We start from the raw sequence: 16,449 nt of genomic DNA, 5'->3' as shown, positions 1-16,449 counted from the left end.
CTCAGGCCGTGCCGTCCTCCAGGTCGCCCTCGGTGGCCAGGTACACCTCCTGGAGCGCCGCCAGCGTCCCCTCCTCCGGGTGCTCCCACAGCCCGCGGTTCGCCGCCTCGATCAGCCGCTCCGCGATCCCGTGCAGCGCCCACGGGTTCGACTGCTGGAAGAACTTCTGCAACTGCGGGTCCAGCGCGTACGTCTGCGCCAGCTTCTCGTACATCCAGTCCGCGACGACCCCGGTCGTGGCGTCGTACCCGAACAGGTAGTCCACCGTGGCCGCCAGCTCGAACGCGCCCTTGTACCCGTGCCGCTGCATCGCCGCCAGCCAGCGCGGGTTCACCACCCGGGCGCGGAAGATCCGCGCGGTCTCCTCGTGCAGGCTGCGGGTGCGCACGGCGTCCGGCCGGGTGGAGTCCCCGACGTACGCCGCCGGGGCCTTCCCGGTCAGCGCGCGGACGGTGGCGATCATGCCGCCGTGGTACTGGAAGTAGTCGTCGGAGTCGGCGATGTCGTGCTCGCGGGTGTCGATGTTCTTCGCCGCGACGGCGATCCGCCGGTACGCCGTCTCCATGTCCGGGCGGGCGGCCGCGCCGTCCAGCCCGCGCCCGTACGCGTAGCCGCCCCAGACCGCGTACACCTCGGCCAGGTCGGCGTCGTCGCGCCAGTTCCGGGAGTCGATGAGCTGGAGCAGCCCCGCACCGTACGTGCCCGGCTTGGAGCCGAAGATCCGGGTGGTGGCCCGCCGCTCGTCGCCGTGCTCGGCCACGTCGGCGGCCACGTGCGCCCGGACGAAGTTGTCCGCGTCCGCCTCGTCCAGCCCGGCGACCAGCGCCACCGCGTCGTCCAGCAGGTTGACCACGTGCGGGAACGCGTCCCGGAAGAACCCGGAGATGCGCATGGTCACGTCGATCCGCGGGCGGCCCAGCTCGGCCAGCGGGATCGGGGCGAGCCCGTTGACCCGGCGGGACTGCTCGTCCCACGTCGGCCGGACGCCGAGCAGCGCCAGCACCTCGGCCACGTCGTCGCCCGCGGTGCGCATCGCCGACGTGCCCCAGACGGACAGGCCGACGCTGGTCGGCCACTCGCCGTGCTCGTCCCGGTACCGGGACAGCAGCGACTCGGCCATCGCCTGCCCGGTCTCCCAGGCCAGCCGGCTCGGCACGGCCTTCGGGTCGACCGAGTAGAAGTTGCGGCCGGTCGGCAGCACATTGATCAGGCCGCGCAGCGGCGAGCCGGACGGACCGGCCGGCACGTACCCGCCGTCGAGGGCGTGCAGCAGGTGGGCGACCTCGTCGGTGGTCCGGGCCAGCCGCGGCACCACCTCGGCGGCGGCGAACCGCAGCACCGACCCGACGGTGTCGTCGACCACGCCGAGCACGTCCGACTGCACCGGGTCGACGGCGTCGGCCGCCCAGCCGCGGGCGTCCATCGCCGCCACCAGCGCCCGGGCGGTCGCCTCGGCGTCGTCCACCGCGGCCCGGCCGGCGGCGCCGTCCTCGACCAGCCCGAGCGCCTCGCGCAGCCCCGGCAGCGCGGCCACCGTGCCGCCCCACATCTGCTTGGCCCGCAGCATCGCGAGCACCAGGTCCACCCGGGCCTCGCCCTCGGGCGCGGCGCCCAGGACGTGCAGGCCGTCCCGGATCTGGACGTCCTTGACCTCGCACAGCCAGCCGTCGACGTGCAGCAGGAAGTCGTCGAAGCCCTCGTCGTCGGGGCGCTCGGCGATGCCGAGGTCGTGGTCCAGCTTGGCGGCCTGGAGCAGCGTCCAGATCTGCGCCCGGATCGCCGGCAGCTTGGCCGGGTCCATCGCGGCGATGGTGCTGTACTCGTCCAGGAGCTGTTCGAGCCGGGCGATGTCGCCGTACGAGTCGGCCCGGGCCATCGGCGGCACCAGGTGGTCGACCAGGGTGGCGTGCGCGCGGCGCTTGGCCTGCGTGCCCTCGCCGGGGTCGTTGACCAGGAACGGGTAGATCAGCGGCAGGTCGCCGAGAGTGGCGTCCGTGCCGCAGCCGGCGGACATGCCGACGGTCTTGCCGGGCAGCCACTCCAGGTTCCCGTGCTTGCCGAGGTGCACGACGGCGTGCGCGCCGAACTCGTCGGCCAGCCACCGGTACGCGGCGAGGTAGTGGTGGCTCGGCGGCAGGTCCGGGTCGTGGTAGATCGCCACCGGGTTCTCGCCGAAGCCGCGCGGCGGCTGGATCATCACGACCACGTTGCCGGCGCGCAGCGCGGCCAGCACGATCTCGCCGTCGGCGTGGGCGCTGCGGTCCACGTACAGCTCGCCGGGGGCCTCGCCCCAGTGCTGCGCCATGGCCGCGCGCAGGTCCGGGTCCAGGGCGTCGAACCACTGCCGGTACCGGGCCGCGGGCACCCGCACCGGGTTCGCCGCGAGCTGCTCCTCGGTCAGCCAGGCCACGTCGTGCCCGCCGGCGGCGATCAGCGCGTGGATCAGCGCGTCGCCGTCGGCGTCGGCCACGCCGGGCAGCGCGCCGGGCCCGTCGGCCGGGCCGAGGTCGTACCCCGCCGCGCGCAGCGCGGCCAGCAGCCGGACCGCCGACGCCGGGGTGTCCAGCCCGACCGCGTTGCCGACCCGGGCGTGCTTGGTCGGGTACGCCGACAGCATCAGCACCACCCGCCGCTGCTCCGGCGGCGTGTGCCGCAGGGCGGCGTGCCGGACGGCGATGCCGGCCACCCGGGCGGCCCGCTCGGGGTCGGCGACGTAGACGGTCAGCCCGTCCGGGTCGATCTCCTTGAAGCTGAACGGGACGGTGATGATCCGCCCGTCGAACTCCGGGATCGCCACCTGGGTGGCGACGTCCAGCGGGGACAGCCCGTCGTCGTTGTCCGCCCACTGCGCCCGCCCGGCGGTCAGGCACAGCGCCTGCAGGATCGGCACGTCCAGGGCGGCGAGCGCGCCCACGTCCCAGGCGTCGTCGTCGCCGCCCGCCGCGGCCGCCGCCGGGGTGCTGCCGCCCGCGGCGAGCACGGTCACGACCAGGGCGTCCGCGTCGCGCAGGGTGGCGACCAGCGCCGGCTCGGCGGCGCGCAGCGAGGCGCAGTACACCGGCAGCGGCACGCCCCCGGCGGCCTCGATCGCGGCGCACAGCGCCTCGACGAACGCGGTGTTCCCGGCGACGTGGTGCGCCCGGTAGTACAGCACCGCGACCGTCGGCTTCGCGGCCGCGCCGGCCGGGGCGGGCCCGCCGGCGGTGGCCGCCCGGTCCAGCACGCCCCAGGCCGGCAGGCTGCGCGGCGGGGCGAAGCCGTGCCCGGTCAGCAGGACGGTGTCGGTGAGGAAGTGGTGCAGCTCGGCGAGGTTGTCGGGGCCGCCGTGGGCCAGGTACGCGTGCGCCTCGGTGGCCACCCCCGCCGGTACGGTCGAGTGGCCCATCAGCTCGGCGTCCGGCGCCTGCTCCCCGCCCAGGACCACGACCGGCGCGGGCCCGGCGAGGACGGCGTCCAGGCCCTCCTCCCACGCCTGCCGCCCGCCGAGCAGGCGGACCACGACGAGGTCGGCGCCGGCGGTCAGCGCCGGCAGGTCGGCGACGGCGGTGCGGGCGGGGTTGGCCAGCCGGTAGTCGGCGCCGCTGGCCCGGGCCGAGAGCAGGTCGGTGTCGGAGGTCGACAGCAGCAGGACGGTATGCATCGGCTCGCTCCCTCGGGGTCCGCGCCCCGCGTCGAGGTGTGCGGCGCCGGTCGGCGCCGCTGCGGTGGCCGGAGTCTCCTGGCTCCCGGATCGCGGCGCAGCGCGGCCCTCCGGCGGCTGCCGTGGCCGTGCGTGCGGGTGCGCTCCCCGGTCACAGTGGCGGGACCGCGCCGGACTTCCACCGGCTTCCTGCCTGCACCACCGCGTTGGGCGTCGCCCACTCTAGTGGCCCGACGGCCCGCGTGTCGCTGTCGATCGCGCGGGCACGATATTGGCAAATCACGCATAACGGACGAGCCATCGGGCAAGGATCGGCGCATGACCGACTTCGCACCCGGTACGCCCTGCTGGCTCGACCTCGGCAGCTCCGACGTCGACGCCGCCGCCACCTTCTACACCGGCCTGCTCGGCTGGACCGCCGAGGACCTCGGCCCGGACGGCGGCGCGTACCGCATCTTCCGCAAGGACGGCAAGCAGGTCGCCGGCCTCGGCCCGGCCACCGACGCCGCCCGCGGTACCTCCTGGGCGGTGTACTTCGCCACCGCGGACCTGGACGAGTCGCTGCGCGCGGTCGCCAAGCACGGCGGCACGGCCGTCTTCGGCCCGGTGGACATCATGGACAAGGGCCGCATGGCGGTCGCCCGGGACCCGGCCGACGGCCACTTCTCGCTGTGGGAGCCGAGGGCCCACCCCGGCGCCGAGCTGGTCGGGGCGCCGGGCGCGCTGCACTGGGTCGAGCTGTTCTCCACCGACCGCGACGCCGTCACCGACTTCTACACCGAGGTCCTCGGCGCGACGGTCCGCGACGTGGACCTGCCCGGCGGCCAGGTGTACCGGCTGTTCGAGGTGGGCGGGCAGCCCGTCGCCGGGGCGCTCCGGATCACGCCCGAGATGGGCGACATGCGCTCGGCGTGGAGCGTCTTCTTCCGGGTCGAGGACGTGGACGCGGTGGCCGACGCCGCGGTCGAGCGGGGCGCCCGGGAGATCATGCGCGCGGACGTGCCGGCCGGCCGGATGGCGATGCTGCTGGACCCGCAGGGCGGCTTCTTCTCGATCATGAACCCGAACCCCGACTTCACCATGTGACCACCCGGCCGGGGCACGCCGGCCGCGGGCCGGTCGGCGGCGGTACGGCGGCCGGACCGGTCGGGTCAGTGGCGGGGTGATCCCGGGCGGTCGGCCGGGCGGGGCGGCAACCGGCGGGACGTAGGATGCGGCGCGTGTCGAGGCGAGCCGAGCGCGCCGGGCCGGACGACCGCTGCCCGGGGGCGCTGCGCGTGCACCCGGCGGCCGACGGCGGCCTGGTCCGGGTCCGCGTGCCCGGCGGCGCGATCGACACCGCCCGCTGGCGGGCGCTCGCCGCGGCCGCCCGCCGGCACGCCGCCGGCACTCTCGAGCTGACCGGCCGCGGCAACGTCCAGCTCCGCGGCGTCCGCCCCGGCGCCGAACCGGCGCTGGCCGCCGACCTCGCCGCCGCCGGCCTGCTGCCCGCCCCCGCGCACGACCGCGTCCGCAACGTCGTCGCCTCGCCGCTGTCCGGCCGCGCCGGCCCCGGGCTGCTGGACGTCCGCCCGCTGGTCCGCGCGCTGGACGCCGGCCTCTGCGCCGACCCGGACCTCGCCCGGCTGCCCGGCCGCTTCCTGTTCGCCCTGGACGACGGCCGCCGCGACGTCCTGCCGCTGCGCGCCGACGCGGCCCTGCTCGGCGCGCCCGGCGGGGTCGCGCTCTGGCTCGGCGGTACCGACGCCGGCCTGCGCGTACCGGCCCCCGCCGGCCCGGCGGCCCTGCTCGCGGCGGCGACGGCGTTCCTCGCCGAGCGCGCCGCGCGCGGCTCGACGGCCTGGCGGATCGCGGAGCTGCCGGACGGCCCGGCGGCGATCGCCGCCCGCGTCGCCGCGACCCTCACCGACCCCGTCCCCGGTACCCCCCTCGACGGACCGCCCGGCGGCGACTCCGCGGGTGACGGCGGCGACGGACGAATCGCCGACCCCTCGGGCCCGGGCGGGCGCGGGCCGGTCGGGCCGGTGGCGCAGCGCGACGGGCGGACCGCCGTCGGCGTCGTCGCCCCGCTCGGCCGGCTGACCGCCGCGCAGGTCGACGCCCTGGCCGACCGCGCCGCCGGCGAGCTGGTGGTCACACCGTGGCGGTCGGTCGTCCTGCCCGACCTCGCCGACGCCCCGGCGGCGCTGCGCGCGCTCGCCGCGGCCGGCCTGGTCACCGACCCCCGGTCGCCGTGGGTGGGGGTGACGGCCTGCGCCGGTACCGGGTGCGCGTCCGCGCTCGCCGACGTGCACGCCGACGCCCGCGCGGTGCACGGGCGGCACGGCCTGGCCGGGCCGGCGCACTGGTCGGGCTGCGACCGCCGGTGCGGCCAGCCGGCGGGCACCGCGGTCCGGATCACCGCCGGCCCGGCCGGCTACGGGTACGAGGGCGACCCCGCCACCACCGCCCGCATCGCCACCCTGCTCGACCGCTGACCACCACCCCCATCGGCAGGGCCGCGCCGGCGACGTTCACGACCGCACGCCGGCAGCGGCCGGTCGCAGCCCTCGCCGCTCTGGGGTCCGGCCGCCGGCAGCGGCCGGTCGCAGCGGCCGCCGCCGGTCGGGGTTTCGTGGCGGGGCGGGGGCGTTGCTAGTGTCGCCGGGGTCGGTTGGGGAGGCACGGTGGCGGAGCGGCACGAGTACATCCGGGACGGGGCGGAGATCTACCGCCGCTCGTTCGCCACTATCCGCGCCGAAGCCGACTTCTCCGGCGTACCGGACGACGTGGCCCGGGTCGCCGTCCGCATGATCCACGCCTGCGGCCAGGTGGACCTGGTGCGCGACCTGGGCTGGTCCGTGCACGCCGTACCCGCCGCCCGGGCCGCCCTGCGCGCCGGCGCGCCGATCCTCACCGACGCGCACATGGTCGCCGCGGGCGTCACCCGCCGCCGCCTGCCCGCCGGCAACGAGGTCCTGTGCACGCTGCGCGAACCGGGCGTACCGGAACTGGCCGCACGCCTCGGCACCACCCGCAGCGCCGCCGCGCTGGAGCTGTGGGGCGACCGCCTCGGCGGTGCCGTGGTGGCGATCGGCAACGCGCCGACGGCGCTGTTCCACCTGCTCGACCTCGTCGCCGCCGGGGCCCCGCGCCCGGCCGCCGTCCTGGGCATCCCGGTCGGCTTCATCGGGGCGGCCGAGTCCAAGGACGCGCTCGCCGCGAACCGGCTCGGCCTGGAGTACCTCGTCGTCCGCGGCCGGCGCGGCGGCAGCGCGATCACCGCCGCGGCGCTCAACGCGCTGGCCAGCGAGTCCGAGGTATGAGCGGCCACCTGTACGGCGTCGGGGTCGGCCCCGGCGACCCGGAGCTGGTGACCGTCCGCGCCGCCCGGCTGATCGGCGCCGCCGACGTGGTGGCGTACCACAGCGCCCGGCACGGCCGCAGCACCGCGCGCGCCGCCGCCGCGCCGTACCTGGCCGCGGGCGTGGTCGAGGAGCCGCTGGTGTACCCGGTGACGGTCGAGTCGACCGACCACCCCGGCGGCTACCGCGGCGCCCTGGACGACTTCTACGCCGCCGCCACCGCCCGCCTCGCCGCCCACCTCGACGCCGGCCGGACCGTGGTGGTGCTGGCCGAGGGCGACCCGTTCCTGTACGGCTCGTACCAGCACCTGCACAAGCGCCTCGCCCACCGGTACCCGACCACCGTGGTCCCCGGTGTGACGTCGGTCACCGCGGCCGCGGCGGCCCTGGGCCGGCCACTGGCCGAGCGGGACGAGGTCCTGACCATCCTGCCGGCCACCCTCCCGGCGGCGGAGCTGGCCCGCCGGCTGGCCGGCGACCAGCCGGCGGTGCTGATGAAGCTGGGCCGCACCTTCGCCGGCGTCCGCACGGCCCTCGCCGACGCGGGCCGGCTGGCCGAGGCCCGGTACGTCGAGCGGGCCTCCCACCCCGGCGAGCGCGTGGGCGAGCTGGCCGACATCGACCCGGCGTCGGTGCCGTACTTCGCGGTGGCCCTCCTCCCGAGCCGCCTCGGCGCCCCCGACCCGCCCGCCGCCGCGGCCGCGGCGCAACCGACGGTCACCGCGGAGCCGACGGGCGTGGCGGAGCCGGACGTCACCGCGAAGTCGGCGGCCACCGCGGAGCGCGATGTCACCGCGCAGCCGGCGATCAACACGGAGCCGGCGGGCACCACGCAGCCGGCGGGCGCCACGGAGCCGGATGTCGGCGACGCCGGACCGGCCGGGGTCGCGGGCGGGGTCGTCGTGGTCGGGCTGGGGCCCGCCGGCCGGGACTGGCTCACCCCCGAGGCCGCCGCCGCCCTCGCGGCCGCTGACGACGTGGTGGGCTACGGCCCGTACGTCGACCGCCTCCCCGCCAACCCCCGCCAGCGCCGGCACCGCTCCGACAACCGCGTCGAGGCCGAGCGCGCGGAGTTCGCCCTGGACCTCGCCGCCCGCGGCCGCACCGTCGCCGTCGTGTCGGCCGGCGACCCCGGCATCTTCGCGATGGCCGCGGCGGTGCTGGAGGTCGCGGCGGAGCCGCGCTGGCGGGGCGTGCCCGTCCGCGTGCTGCCCGGCCTGACCGCCGCGCAGGCGGTGGCGAGCCGGGCGGGGGCGCCGCTGGGGCACGACTTCTGCGTGCTGTCGCTGTCCGACCGCCTCAAGCCCTGGCCGGTGATCCGGCAGCGGCTGGCCGCCGCGGCGGCGGCGGACCTGGTGGCGGCGCTGTACAACCCGGCGTCCCGGGAGCGCAACCGGATCGCCGAGGTCCGGGACCTGTTCCTCGCCCACCGCGCCCCCGACACCCCGGTGGTGGTCGGCCGCGCGGTCGGCGAGCCGGGCGGCACGGTCGCGGTGGTCGACCTCGCGGCCCTGGACCCGGCCGCGATCGACATGCGCACCCTCGTGATCATCGGCTCGACCCGCACCCGCCGCGGCCCGCACGACACGGTCTACACCCCCCGCTGGTACCCCGGCTGACACCGCCGGAAGGCGACCGTCCGGTCCGGAATTCGCGACCGGCGCACGCCGCCGCCGCGGTGGTCGGCAAGGCGACAGCCGCGGCGGGTCGCGCGGGCCGGGGGCGCCCATAGAGTACGGCGGACCGCGGCCGCGCAGCCGGCGCGCCGCACGGCAACGGGGCTGGTCATGCTGAGGCGATTCTGGACCACGTGGGGCATGCTCATCATCGGCGCGATCTTCGTCGGACTCGGGGTGATGGCCACCCTGGACCCCGACCCGAGCTGCCACGGCGTGGCGATGACACCGGACCAGACCTGCGTGGAGCAGGGGCGGTTCGGGCGGGAGCGGGTGTCCACGTACGAGGACAAGCAGCAGGTGAACCGCCTGGTCAGCCGGGCGGCGCCGGTGGTGGGGGTGGCCCTGCTGGCGATCGGCGGCGTCCGGGTGGCCCGCTCCCGCCGCACCACACAACCTGCCTGACGAACGTCCGGCGGCGGGCTAGCGTGGTCGCCGATGACACTTCTCGTGGTCGGCGGCAGCGGCCTGCTCGGCCGGGAGCTGATCCGACAGGCCCGCCGGTCGGGGACGAGCGTGGCGGCCACCGTCCACCGTGCCCCGGCCGCCGGCCCGGACCGGCACCGGCTCGACATCCGGGACCGCGCCGCCGTGGCCGCCCTCGTCCGCCGACTCCGCCCCACCACGATCGTCAACGCCGCGCACCGGCAGGCGGACTGGGCCACCACCGCGGACGGCGCGATGCACGTCGCCGCGGCGGCCGCCGCCACCGGCGCCCGCCTGGTGCACGTGTCGAGCGACGCGGTGTTCGCCGGCTCGCCGGAGCCCTACGACGAGGCGCACCCGCCGAACCCCGGTACCCCGTACGGCGCCGCCAAGGCCGCCGCGGAAACCGCCGTCAAGGGCCTGGACCCCGCGGCGATCATCGCCCGGACCTCGCTCATCATCGGCAACGGCGACTCGACCCACGAGGCGTACGTGCACGCGCTGGCGGCGGGTACGACGGCCGGCGCCCTGTTCACCGACGACGTCCGCTGCCCGATCCACGTGGCCGACCTCGCGTCGGCGCTGCTGGAACTCGCCGCCTCCCCGCACGCCGGCATCCACCACGTCGCCGGCGCCGCCGCGGTGACCCGTCACGAACTCGGCATACTCATCGCCCGCCGCGACGGCCTCGACGAGACCCGCCTGCCGACGGCCCGCCGCGCCGACACCGACACTCCGGGCCCCCTGACCCTCCGCCTGAACTGCGAGACAACCCGCACCCGCCTGACCACCCCCCTCCGCGGCGCCCCTGAATTCCTCACTCCCCACCCGCGATCATGAGAGGAAGTACTTTTCGGGGACCGCATTGGGTATCCCAGCTCATGTTGACCAAGACCGGCCGGCGGGCGGTGCTGGTCAGTGGGTGGTCAGCCAGGTCAGGGCCCCGGGGGCCGTGGGGGTCGTTGTAACGCCGGGCGGGAGGGGCGGGCGGTTGACCATGATCACCGGGAGGGCGCGTTCGCGGGCGGCGTGCAGTTTGGCCACCGTGGCGTCGCCGCCGCTGTCCTTGGTGACCACCAGGTCGATGGCGTAGCGGTCCAGGAGGGCCCGCTCGCTGTCCAGCGAGAACGGGCCCCGGGACAGCACCACCTCGCACCGCGGCGGCAGCGGCCCGTCCGGCGGGTCGACCATCCGGGCGACGAAGTGGACGCCCGCGCACCCGACGAACGCCGGCAGGCTCTGCCGCCCGGTCGCCAGCAACACCCGCGGCGCCCCGCCGGCCCCCCGCTCAGTAGCCGGCGCGGCGGCCAGCGCCGGCACCCGTTCGGCCGCCGCCGCCAGGGTCGGCACCCGCTCCCACCGGTCCCCCGGACCCTCGCGCCAGCCCGGCCGCTGCACCACCAGCAGCGGCACCCCGGTCGCCGCGCACGCCGCCGCCGCGTTCGCCGTGATCCGCGCCGCGAACGGGTGCGTCGCGTCGATCACCGCCGCCACGTCCTCGCCCCGCAGCCACGCCGCCAGCCCCTCGACCCCGCCGAACCCGCCGGAGCGGTTCGTCCCCGGCGCCGGCCGCGGCGCGCTGACCCGCCCGGCCAGCGAGGTCGTCACCCGCCACCCCGCCGAGCCGCCGCCCGAACCCGCGGCGACCGCCGGTTGGCCGTCCGACGCCCGGATCCCGACCCGCCCCGCCCCGCCACCGGCCGCCACACCGCCGACGACACCGGCCAGACCGCCGGCGGCCAGGGCCTCGGCGATGCGGCGGCCCTCCGTCGTACCGCCCAGGATCAGCAGGTGCCGCGTCACGGCTCGGCCCGGCAGCGGTCGGCCGAGTACAGGTGACTGTCCGGGAACGCCGCCGCCGTCAGCACCGCCCCCAGCACGATCACCGCCGTCCGCCGGATCCCCGCCGCCCGGACCGCGTCCGCGATGTCGGCGAGCGTCCCCCGCACGATCAGCTCGTCCGCCCGGCTCGCCCGCGCCACCACGGCGACCGGGCACCCCGCCCCGTACACCGGGAGCAGCTCGGCGACGACCTCGTCCATCCGCTGTACGGCGAGGTGCAGCACCATCGTCGCGCCGCTCGCCCCGAGCGTCGCCAGGTCCTCGCCGGCCGGCATCGGGGTGGCCCGGGCGGCGGTCCGGGTGAGGATCACCGACTGGCCCACCCCCGGTACGGTCAGCTCGCGGGCCAGGCTGGCGGCGGCCGCGGCGTACGCGGGCACGCCGGGCGTCACGTCGTACGGCACCCCCGCGGCGTCGAGCCGGCGCATCTGCTCGGCCATCGCCGAGAACAGCGACGGGTCGCCGGAGTGCAGCCGGGCCACGTCCCGGCCGGCGGCGTGGGCGGCGGTCAGGTGGGCGACGATCTCGTCCAGGCTGAGCTGCGCGGTGTCGACCAGGGTGGCGCCGGGCGGGCAGTACCCGAGCAGCTCCGGCGGGACGAGGCTGCCGGCGTACAGGCACACCGGCGACGCGGCGATCAGGTCGCGCCCCCGGACGGTGATCAGGTCGGCCGCGCCGGGGCCGGCGCCGATGAAGTGGACGGTCACGCGGTCACCGCCCACTGGGTGACCGGCAGCGCCGGGCGCCAGGCGGTGAAGCCGCCGACGGCCGCGGGGCGGCTGACGGCGATCCGGGTGAGGTCGCCGCCGTGCCGTTCGGACCAGCGCAGCACCAGCGCCTCCGCCTCCATCGTCACCGCGTTGACCACCAGCCGGCCGCCCGGCCGCAGGGCGGCGTGGCAGCGCTCGAGCACGCCGGGCTCGGTCGCGCCGCCGCCGACGAACACGGCGTCCGGCGGGGGCAGGTCGGCGAGCGCGGCGGGCGCGGCGCCGGTGACGACCCGCAGGCCGGGTACGCCGAGCGCCGCGGCGTTGCCGGCGAGCCGGGCGGCCCGGGCCGGGTCCCGCTCGACCGCGACGGCCCGGCACCGCGGGTCGGCGCGCAGCCACTCGATCGCGATGCTGCCGGCGCCGCCGCCGACGTCCCAGAGGAGCTGCCCCGGTACGGGGGCCAGCCGGGCCAGCGTGATCGCCCGGATCTCCCGCTTGGTGAGCTGCCCGTCGTGTTCGTACGCGGCGTCGGGCAGGCCGGGGGTGGTCGGCAGCAGCGGCGCGCCCGGCCCGGCGACGGCCTCGACGGCGAGGACGTGCAGGTCGTCCACCGCTGGCGGCGCGGCCGCCCACGCCCGGGCGGTGCCGGTCGCCCGGTGCTCGTCGGCGGCGCCGAGCCGGCTCAGCGCGGTGAGGACGCTGTCGCCGTACCCGCGCGCGACCAGCAGCGCGGCCGCCGCGCCGGGGGTGTCCGCGGCGGCGCTGAGCACGAGGATCCGCTGGCCGGGCTGCACGGCCGGGTGCAGCAGGGACAGCGGCCGCCCGCACACCGACACGACCGTCACGCCGTCCAGCGGCCAGCCGAGCCGGGCGGCGGCCAGGGCGGTCGACGACGGGTGCGGGAGCACGCGCAGGCGGTCCGGCCCGGCGATCCGGGCCAGGGTGGCGCCGATGCCGTACAGCATGGGGTCGCCGCTGGCCAGCACGGCGAGGCCGCGGCCGCCGTACCGGGCGAGCAGGTCGGGGACGGCCGGCAGCAGCGGGGTGGGCCAGGGCACCCGCTCGCCGGGTACGGCGGCGGGCAGCAGGTCGAGCTGCCGGGGGCCGCCGAGCAGGACGTTCGCCGCGGCGAGCGCGGCGCGGCTGGGCTCGGGGAGGCCGGGCCAGCCGTCGGCGCCGATGCCGACGACGATGATCTCCGCTGCGCTCACCACCCGACCGTAGCGCCGCCGCCGGACACCGCCGCGACCGGACCCGCCGCGCGGGCCGCCGTCCGGATGCCGCGCTGGCCGGCCACCCGAACCGACCGCCGCGATGTCGCGCCGAGCGGACCGGCCGCCGGGATGTCGGCGTGTCGGGATCTCGGGTCACCCCAGCGGGCCGCCGGGATGTCGGGCTACCCGGCCCCACCGCGAGGTCGGCTACAGCGAGCCCAGGATGCGGCTGATCGTGATCTCCACCACCACGCGCTGCGGGTTCACCCGCGGGACCCGGTAGCGGGCGGCGTACCGCTCCTCCGCGTCCCGCACCGCCGCGGGCTCCGCGCGGACCACCGCCGTCCCCTCGACCGTGCACCAACGGGCGCCGTCGACCTGGCACAGCGCGACCGGCCCGCGCGCGGCGTGCCGCGCCTTCGCCGAGTCGGCGGACGTGATCACCCGGGCGAGGCCGGCGTCGGGGTCGAGCGTGGCCCCGACGGGTACCACGTGGGGCGTCCCGTCGGGGCGCAGCGTCGTCAACGTGCACAGGTGCCGCTCGGTCCAGAACCGCCGCAGCCGGGGGTCGTCCATCGTCAGCCGGTGACTGCGTCGCATCGTCGGTCCTCCGCCGCGTCGCGGGCGGCGGCTGCCCGGAGCGCGGCCGTGCACCCGGCGTCACCGTACGCGGTGGCCGCCGGGCCTCGGTCCGCGGCCCCGCGGGCCGGGCGCGCCGCCGGACGGGCCGGTCGACGCGGTCGTGCGAAGGATCGTCAGACCCAGTCGATGTCGCGGGGCGGGGTCGTGCGGTTGCGGTGCACCGTCATGGGCTACCCCTGTCTGTCGGGACACGCTCCCGGGTTCGGGAGGCGAGCTGACCAACTTTCCGATTCCGCTGATGCTAGGGGCTACCCGCGCGTATGCCTGCACAGCGGACGCATTGTTGACAGTGGATGCGGATACCCCTCCGGTAACCCATACGACACCACACGCTATATCCGTATTCATGAAGATTCCCGATCTCGCCGGGTACGACCTGCACCGCACCGCGGAGGACGCGGAGTTCGAGGGCGTCGCCGTACCGGGGCTCACCGCGCGCTTCTACCGGCGCCCGGCCGGGCGCCGGATCGCCAGCGTGGGCCACTACACGTACGCCGGGCGGGAGCTGCTCCTGGCGTGGGGGTACGTGGACGAGGAGCACTGCCGCGCCTCGGCCGTGCGCGGCGCGGACGGCTGGGAGCCGGCGACCCGCGGCTGCCCTACCGTCCGGGTCCGGCGCGCCGGCGGCGATGCGGACGGGCCGGTGGCGGGCTTCGCCGTGCGCGACCGGCGGGGCCGCTGGATCGGCGACCCCGGTACCGACAGCACCGGCCCGGACACCCGCACCCGCCCCGGGTCGGCGCGCAGCGGCAGCGCGCCGACCGCCGGGCCGGCCCGCGGCAGCCGCGGGCCGGGGTGAGCCGACGCAGTCAGTGCGGCGCGGGCGCGGGCTCCGGGACGGCGTCCGCCCGGCGGACCGCGACGACGCTCGCGACCGTGATGATCAGGGCCAGGGGCAGCAGGATCGCGTGCAGCACGGGCGAGTCGATCGGCACGAAGGCGATCACCGCCACGGGTACCTGCACCGCCCCGATCAGCGCGAGCAGCAGCGACCGGCGGCCGCGCCCCCACAGGTACGCCGACCACAGCGGCGCGGTCACGACGGCGAGGGTGAGGCCGTCGAACAGCGCGTGCAGGTACGGGTTCTTGATGGCGTTGTGCGCGAACGCCTGCGCGGGGCTGGCCACCCAGAGGGCGGCGAGGACCATTCCGAGAACGAGACCGGACCGACCGACGAGCGTGTACGGACGCATGACGCCTCCCGCGACTGGCAGGGGTGCTTCCACCGAACAGACCGTCCGGACGACCGGACGACGCCCGTGCCACCCCGGCACGGCGGCCCTGGATCGACCACCGGTCGGATCAGCGCAGCACGGTCACCCGCCCGTTACATCCTGTAAGGACGGTACCGCGTCGCGTACTTGATCGGAACCCACCCGCGGGGGGGGCTCACGCCGGCCCGATCCACGCCCTCGTCAGCACCGCGGCGGGCCGGGCGGCGAGCGTCAGCGGCGCCGGCTCGGCCCCCGACCGGACCAGCAGGTCGCCGACCGCGGCGATCATCGCGCCGTTGTCCGTGCACAGCCGCGGCGCCGGTACCCGCAGCCGGACCCCGGCCGCCGCGCACCGCTGCTCGGCCAGCCCGCGCACCCGGCTGTTCGCCGCGACGCCGCCGACCAGCAGCAGTGTGTCCGCGCCGTGCGCCGCGCAGGCGGCGAGCGCCTTGCGGGTCAGCGTGTCGGCCACGGCCTCCTGGAACGAGGCGGCGACGTCCGGCACCGGCACCGGCCCGCGGTGCCCCTCGACCCAGCGGGCCACCGCGGTCTTCAGCCCCGAGAACGAGAAGCCGTACGCCGGGTCGCGCGGCCCGGTCATCGGCCGCGGGAACGCGATCGCCGCCGGGTCGCCGTCGCGGGCCACCCGGTCGATCACCGGGCCGCCGGGGTACGGCAGCCCGAGCAGCCGGGCCACCTTGTCGAACGCCTCGCCGGCGGCGTCGTCCACGGTGTCGCCGAGGTGCACGACCGGGTCCCGGGCGAGGTCGCCGAGCAGCAGCAGCGAGGTGTGCCCGCCGGAGACGACCAGCGCCACGCAGCGGGCCGGCAGCGGCCCGTGCTCCAGTACGTCCACGGCGGCGTGGCCGGCGAGGTGGTGCACGCCGTACAGCGGGACGTCCAGCGCCACCGCGTACGCCTTGCCCGCGGCCAGCCCGACCTGGACGGCCGTGGCCAGGCCCGGGCCGGCGGTGGCCGCGACGGCGTCGACGTCGCGCAGGGTCACGCCCGCGTTGGCCAGGGCCCGGTCCACCATCGGCGTGAGCGCCTCCAGGTGGGCCCGCGCGGCGATCTCCGGCACGACGCCGCCGAACCGCGCGTGCTCGTCGACGCTGGACGCCAGCGCGTCGCCGAGCAGCACGCCGTCGCGGACCAGGCCGACGCCGGTCTCGTCGCAGGAGGTCTCGATGCCGAGGATCAGCGGCATGGCGGTCAGGCCCGGCTGAGGCCGGCGGCGTTGAGGATGCGCTTGCGCTCCTTGGCCGGCAGCCGGTCCACGTAGACCATGCCCTCGAGGTGGTCCACCTCGTGCTGGAGGCAGCGGGCGAGCAGGCCGGTGCCGACGATCTCGACCGGCTTGTTGTCCCTGTCCACGCCGGTCACCCGGGCGTTGGCCGGGCGGGCCAGCTCGCCCTGCTGGCCGGGGACGGACAGGCAGCCCTCGTCGTCGTCGTCCAGCTCGCGCGGGGGCTCGGGCAGGTGCAGCACCGGGTTGACGACGTGCCCGACCCGGTTCTTGCCGGTGGCGTCGGGGCAGTCGTACACGAACACGCGCGCGTCGACGCCGATCTGGTTGGCGGCCAGGCCGACGCCGTTGGCGGCGTACATGCTGGCGAACATGTCGTCGACGAGCCGCGCGAGGTCCGCGTCGAAGGCGGTGACCTCGGCGCAGCGGCGGTGCAGCACCTCGGTGCCGTAGTACGTGATCGGCCGGGCCGCACCGGCTGATGGTTCGGTCATG

15 protein-coding genes and 1 riboswitch are annotated in these 16,449 nt (G+C 77.3%); of the genes, 7 read left to right on the top strand and 8 right to left on the bottom strand.

What is annotated here, in order from left to right; genetic code table 11:
- Position 1: 1 nt before the first annotated feature.
- Entirely contained in the window at positions 2–3,640 is a 3,639-nt protein-coding gene (cobN, locus tag IEY94_RS10285) for a cobaltochelatase subunit CobN (protein ID WP_189169897.1), read from the bottom strand.
- 72 nt (positions 3,641–3,712) lie between these two features.
- Positions 3,713–3,831, bottom strand: a riboswitch (cobalamin riboswitch).
- A 127-nt stretch (positions 3,832–3,958) separates the two neighbouring features.
- Between cobN and IEY94_RS10280 the strand changes: the two genes are divergently transcribed.
- The 6 genes from IEY94_RS10280 (at position 3,959) to IEY94_RS10255 (ending at position 9,926) form a co-directional block, all read left to right on the top strand.
- On the top strand, positions 3,959–4,726 hold the full coding sequence (locus IEY94_RS10280) for a VOC family protein (RefSeq protein WP_189169896.1): 768 nt from the start codon (positions 3,959–3,961) through the stop codon (positions 4,724–4,726).
- A 134-nt stretch (positions 4,727–4,860) separates the two neighbouring features.
- The gene (gene cobG / locus IEY94_RS10275) at positions 4,861–6,117 is read left to right on the top strand and encodes a precorrin-3B synthase (protein ID WP_229783502.1); all 1,257 of its coding nucleotides are present in this window, start codon (positions 4,861–4,863) and stop codon (positions 6,115–6,117) included.
- A 189-nt stretch (positions 6,118–6,306) separates the two neighbouring features.
- Positions 6,307–6,945 carry a precorrin-8X methylmutase gene (locus tag IEY94_RS10270; protein WP_189169894.1) on the top strand — a complete coding sequence of 213 codons (639 nt, stop codon included), beginning with the start codon at positions 6,307–6,309 and terminating at the stop codon, positions 6,943–6,945.
- Positions 6,942–8,603, top strand: coding sequence for a precorrin-3B C(17)-methyltransferase (gene cobJ, locus IEY94_RS10265; protein WP_189169893.1), 1,662 nt, complete (start codon positions 6,942–6,944; stop codon positions 8,601–8,603). The genes IEY94_RS10270 and cobJ overlap by 4 nt, the downstream gene beginning before the upstream one ends.
- A gap of 168 nt (positions 8,604–8,771) precedes the next feature.
- Positions 8,772–9,065, top strand: a complete 294-nt coding sequence (locus IEY94_RS10260) for a hypothetical protein (protein WP_189169892.1) — start codon at positions 8,772–8,774, stop codon at positions 9,063–9,065.
- Positions 9,066–9,098: 33 nt separating this feature from the next.
- The gene (locus tag IEY94_RS10255; RefSeq protein WP_189169891.1) at positions 9,099–9,926 is read left to right on the top strand and encodes a sugar nucleotide-binding protein; all 828 of its coding nucleotides are present in this window, start codon (positions 9,099–9,101) and stop codon (positions 9,924–9,926) included.
- Positions 9,927–10,001: 75 nt separating this feature from the next.
- Here the strand turns inward: IEY94_RS10255 and IEY94_RS10250 are convergent, their stop codons facing one another.
- The 4 genes from IEY94_RS10250 to IEY94_RS10235 all read right to left on the bottom strand — a co-directional run bounded on the left by IEY94_RS10250 (position 10,002) and on the right by IEY94_RS10235 (position 13,452).
- On the bottom strand, positions 10,002–10,889 hold the full coding sequence (locus IEY94_RS10250) for a cobalt-precorrin-6A reductase (protein ID WP_229783501.1): 888 nt from the start codon (positions 10,887–10,889) through the stop codon (positions 10,002–10,004).
- A complete protein-coding gene (gene cobM / locus IEY94_RS10245) occupies positions 10,886–11,635 on the bottom strand; it encodes a precorrin-4 C(11)-methyltransferase (protein ID WP_189169890.1) in 750 nt (249 codons plus the stop codon). The genes IEY94_RS10250 and cobM overlap by 4 nt, the downstream gene beginning before the upstream one ends.
- Entirely contained in the window at positions 11,632–12,849 is a 1,218-nt protein-coding gene (gene cbiE, locus IEY94_RS10240) for a precorrin-6y C5,15-methyltransferase (decarboxylating) subunit CbiE (protein ID WP_189169889.1), read from the bottom strand. The genes cobM and cbiE overlap by 4 nt, the downstream gene beginning before the upstream one ends.
- A 210-nt stretch (positions 12,850–13,059) precedes the next feature.
- Positions 13,060–13,452, bottom strand: coding sequence for a pyridoxamine 5'-phosphate oxidase family protein (locus IEY94_RS10235; RefSeq protein WP_189169888.1), 393 nt, complete (start codon positions 13,450–13,452; stop codon positions 13,060–13,062).
- Between the two features lie 388 nt (positions 13,453–13,840).
- Here IEY94_RS10235 and IEY94_RS10230 point away from each other — a divergent pair, with 388 nt between their 5' ends.
- The gene (locus IEY94_RS10230) at positions 13,841–14,293 is read left to right on the top strand and encodes a hypothetical protein (protein ID WP_189169887.1); all 453 of its coding nucleotides are present in this window, start codon (positions 13,841–13,843) and stop codon (positions 14,291–14,293) included.
- Between the two features lie 10 nt (positions 14,294–14,303).
- Here the strand turns inward: IEY94_RS10230 and IEY94_RS10225 are convergent, their stop codons facing one another.
- From IEY94_RS10225 to def, 3 genes are all read right to left on the bottom strand, one after another.
- Positions 14,304–14,642 (bottom strand): hypothetical protein, encoded by a 339-nt coding sequence (locus IEY94_RS10225; protein WP_229783500.1) that lies wholly within the window; start codon positions 14,640–14,642, stop codon positions 14,304–14,306.
- 241 nt (positions 14,643–14,883) lie between these two features.
- Positions 14,884–15,924 carry a tRNA (adenosine(37)-N6)-threonylcarbamoyltransferase complex transferase subunit TsaD gene (gene tsaD, locus IEY94_RS10220; protein ID WP_229783673.1) on the bottom strand — a complete coding sequence of 347 codons (1,041 nt, stop codon included), beginning with the start codon at positions 15,922–15,924 and terminating at the stop codon, positions 14,884–14,886.
- Positions 15,921–16,448, bottom strand: coding sequence for a peptide deformylase (def, locus tag IEY94_RS10215; RefSeq protein ID WP_189169884.1), 528 nt, complete (start codon positions 16,446–16,448; stop codon positions 15,921–15,923). Before def ends, tsaD begins: the two co-directional genes overlap by 4 nt.
- Between the last annotated feature and the right edge of the window lies 1 nt (position 16,449).

The organism is Pilimelia anulata, assembly GCF_014647895.1.
Taxonomy (GTDB): Bacteria; Actinomycetota; Actinomycetes; order Mycobacteriales; family Micromonosporaceae; genus Pilimelia; species Pilimelia anulata.
This window is presented reverse-complemented; position numbering and strand designations above follow the sequence as displayed.

Coding starts and splice junctions, on each gene's coding strand:
- cobN (WP_189169897.1), bottom strand. CDS start 3,640: ATGCATACCGTCCTGCTGCTGTCGACCTCCGACACCGACCTGCTCTCG.
- IEY94_RS10280 (WP_189169896.1), top strand. CDS start 3,959: ATGACCGACTTCGCACCCGGTACGCCCTGCTGGCTCGACCTCGGCAGC.
- cobJ (WP_189169893.1), top strand. CDS start 6,942: ATGAGCGGCCACCTGTACGGCGTCGGGGTCGGCCCCGGCGACCCGGAG.
- IEY94_RS10260 (WP_189169892.1), top strand. CDS start 8,772: ATGCTGAGGCGATTCTGGACCACGTGGGGCATGCTCATCATCGGCGCG.
- IEY94_RS10255 (WP_189169891.1), top strand. CDS start 9,099: ATGACACTTCTCGTGGTCGGCGGCAGCGGCCTGCTCGGCCGGGAGCTG.
- IEY94_RS10235 (WP_189169888.1), bottom strand. CDS start 13,452: ATGCGACGCAGTCACCGGCTGACGATGGACGACCCCCGGCTGCGGCGG.
- IEY94_RS10230 (WP_189169887.1), top strand. CDS start 13,841: ATGAAGATTCCCGATCTCGCCGGGTACGACCTGCACCGCACCGCGGAG.
- IEY94_RS10225 (WP_229783500.1), bottom strand. CDS start 14,642: ATGGTCCTCGCCGCCCTCTGGGTGGCCAGCCCCGCGCAGGCGTTCGCG.
- def (WP_189169884.1), bottom strand. CDS start 16,448: ATGACCGAACCATCAGCCGGTGCGGCCCGGCCGATCACGTACTACGGC.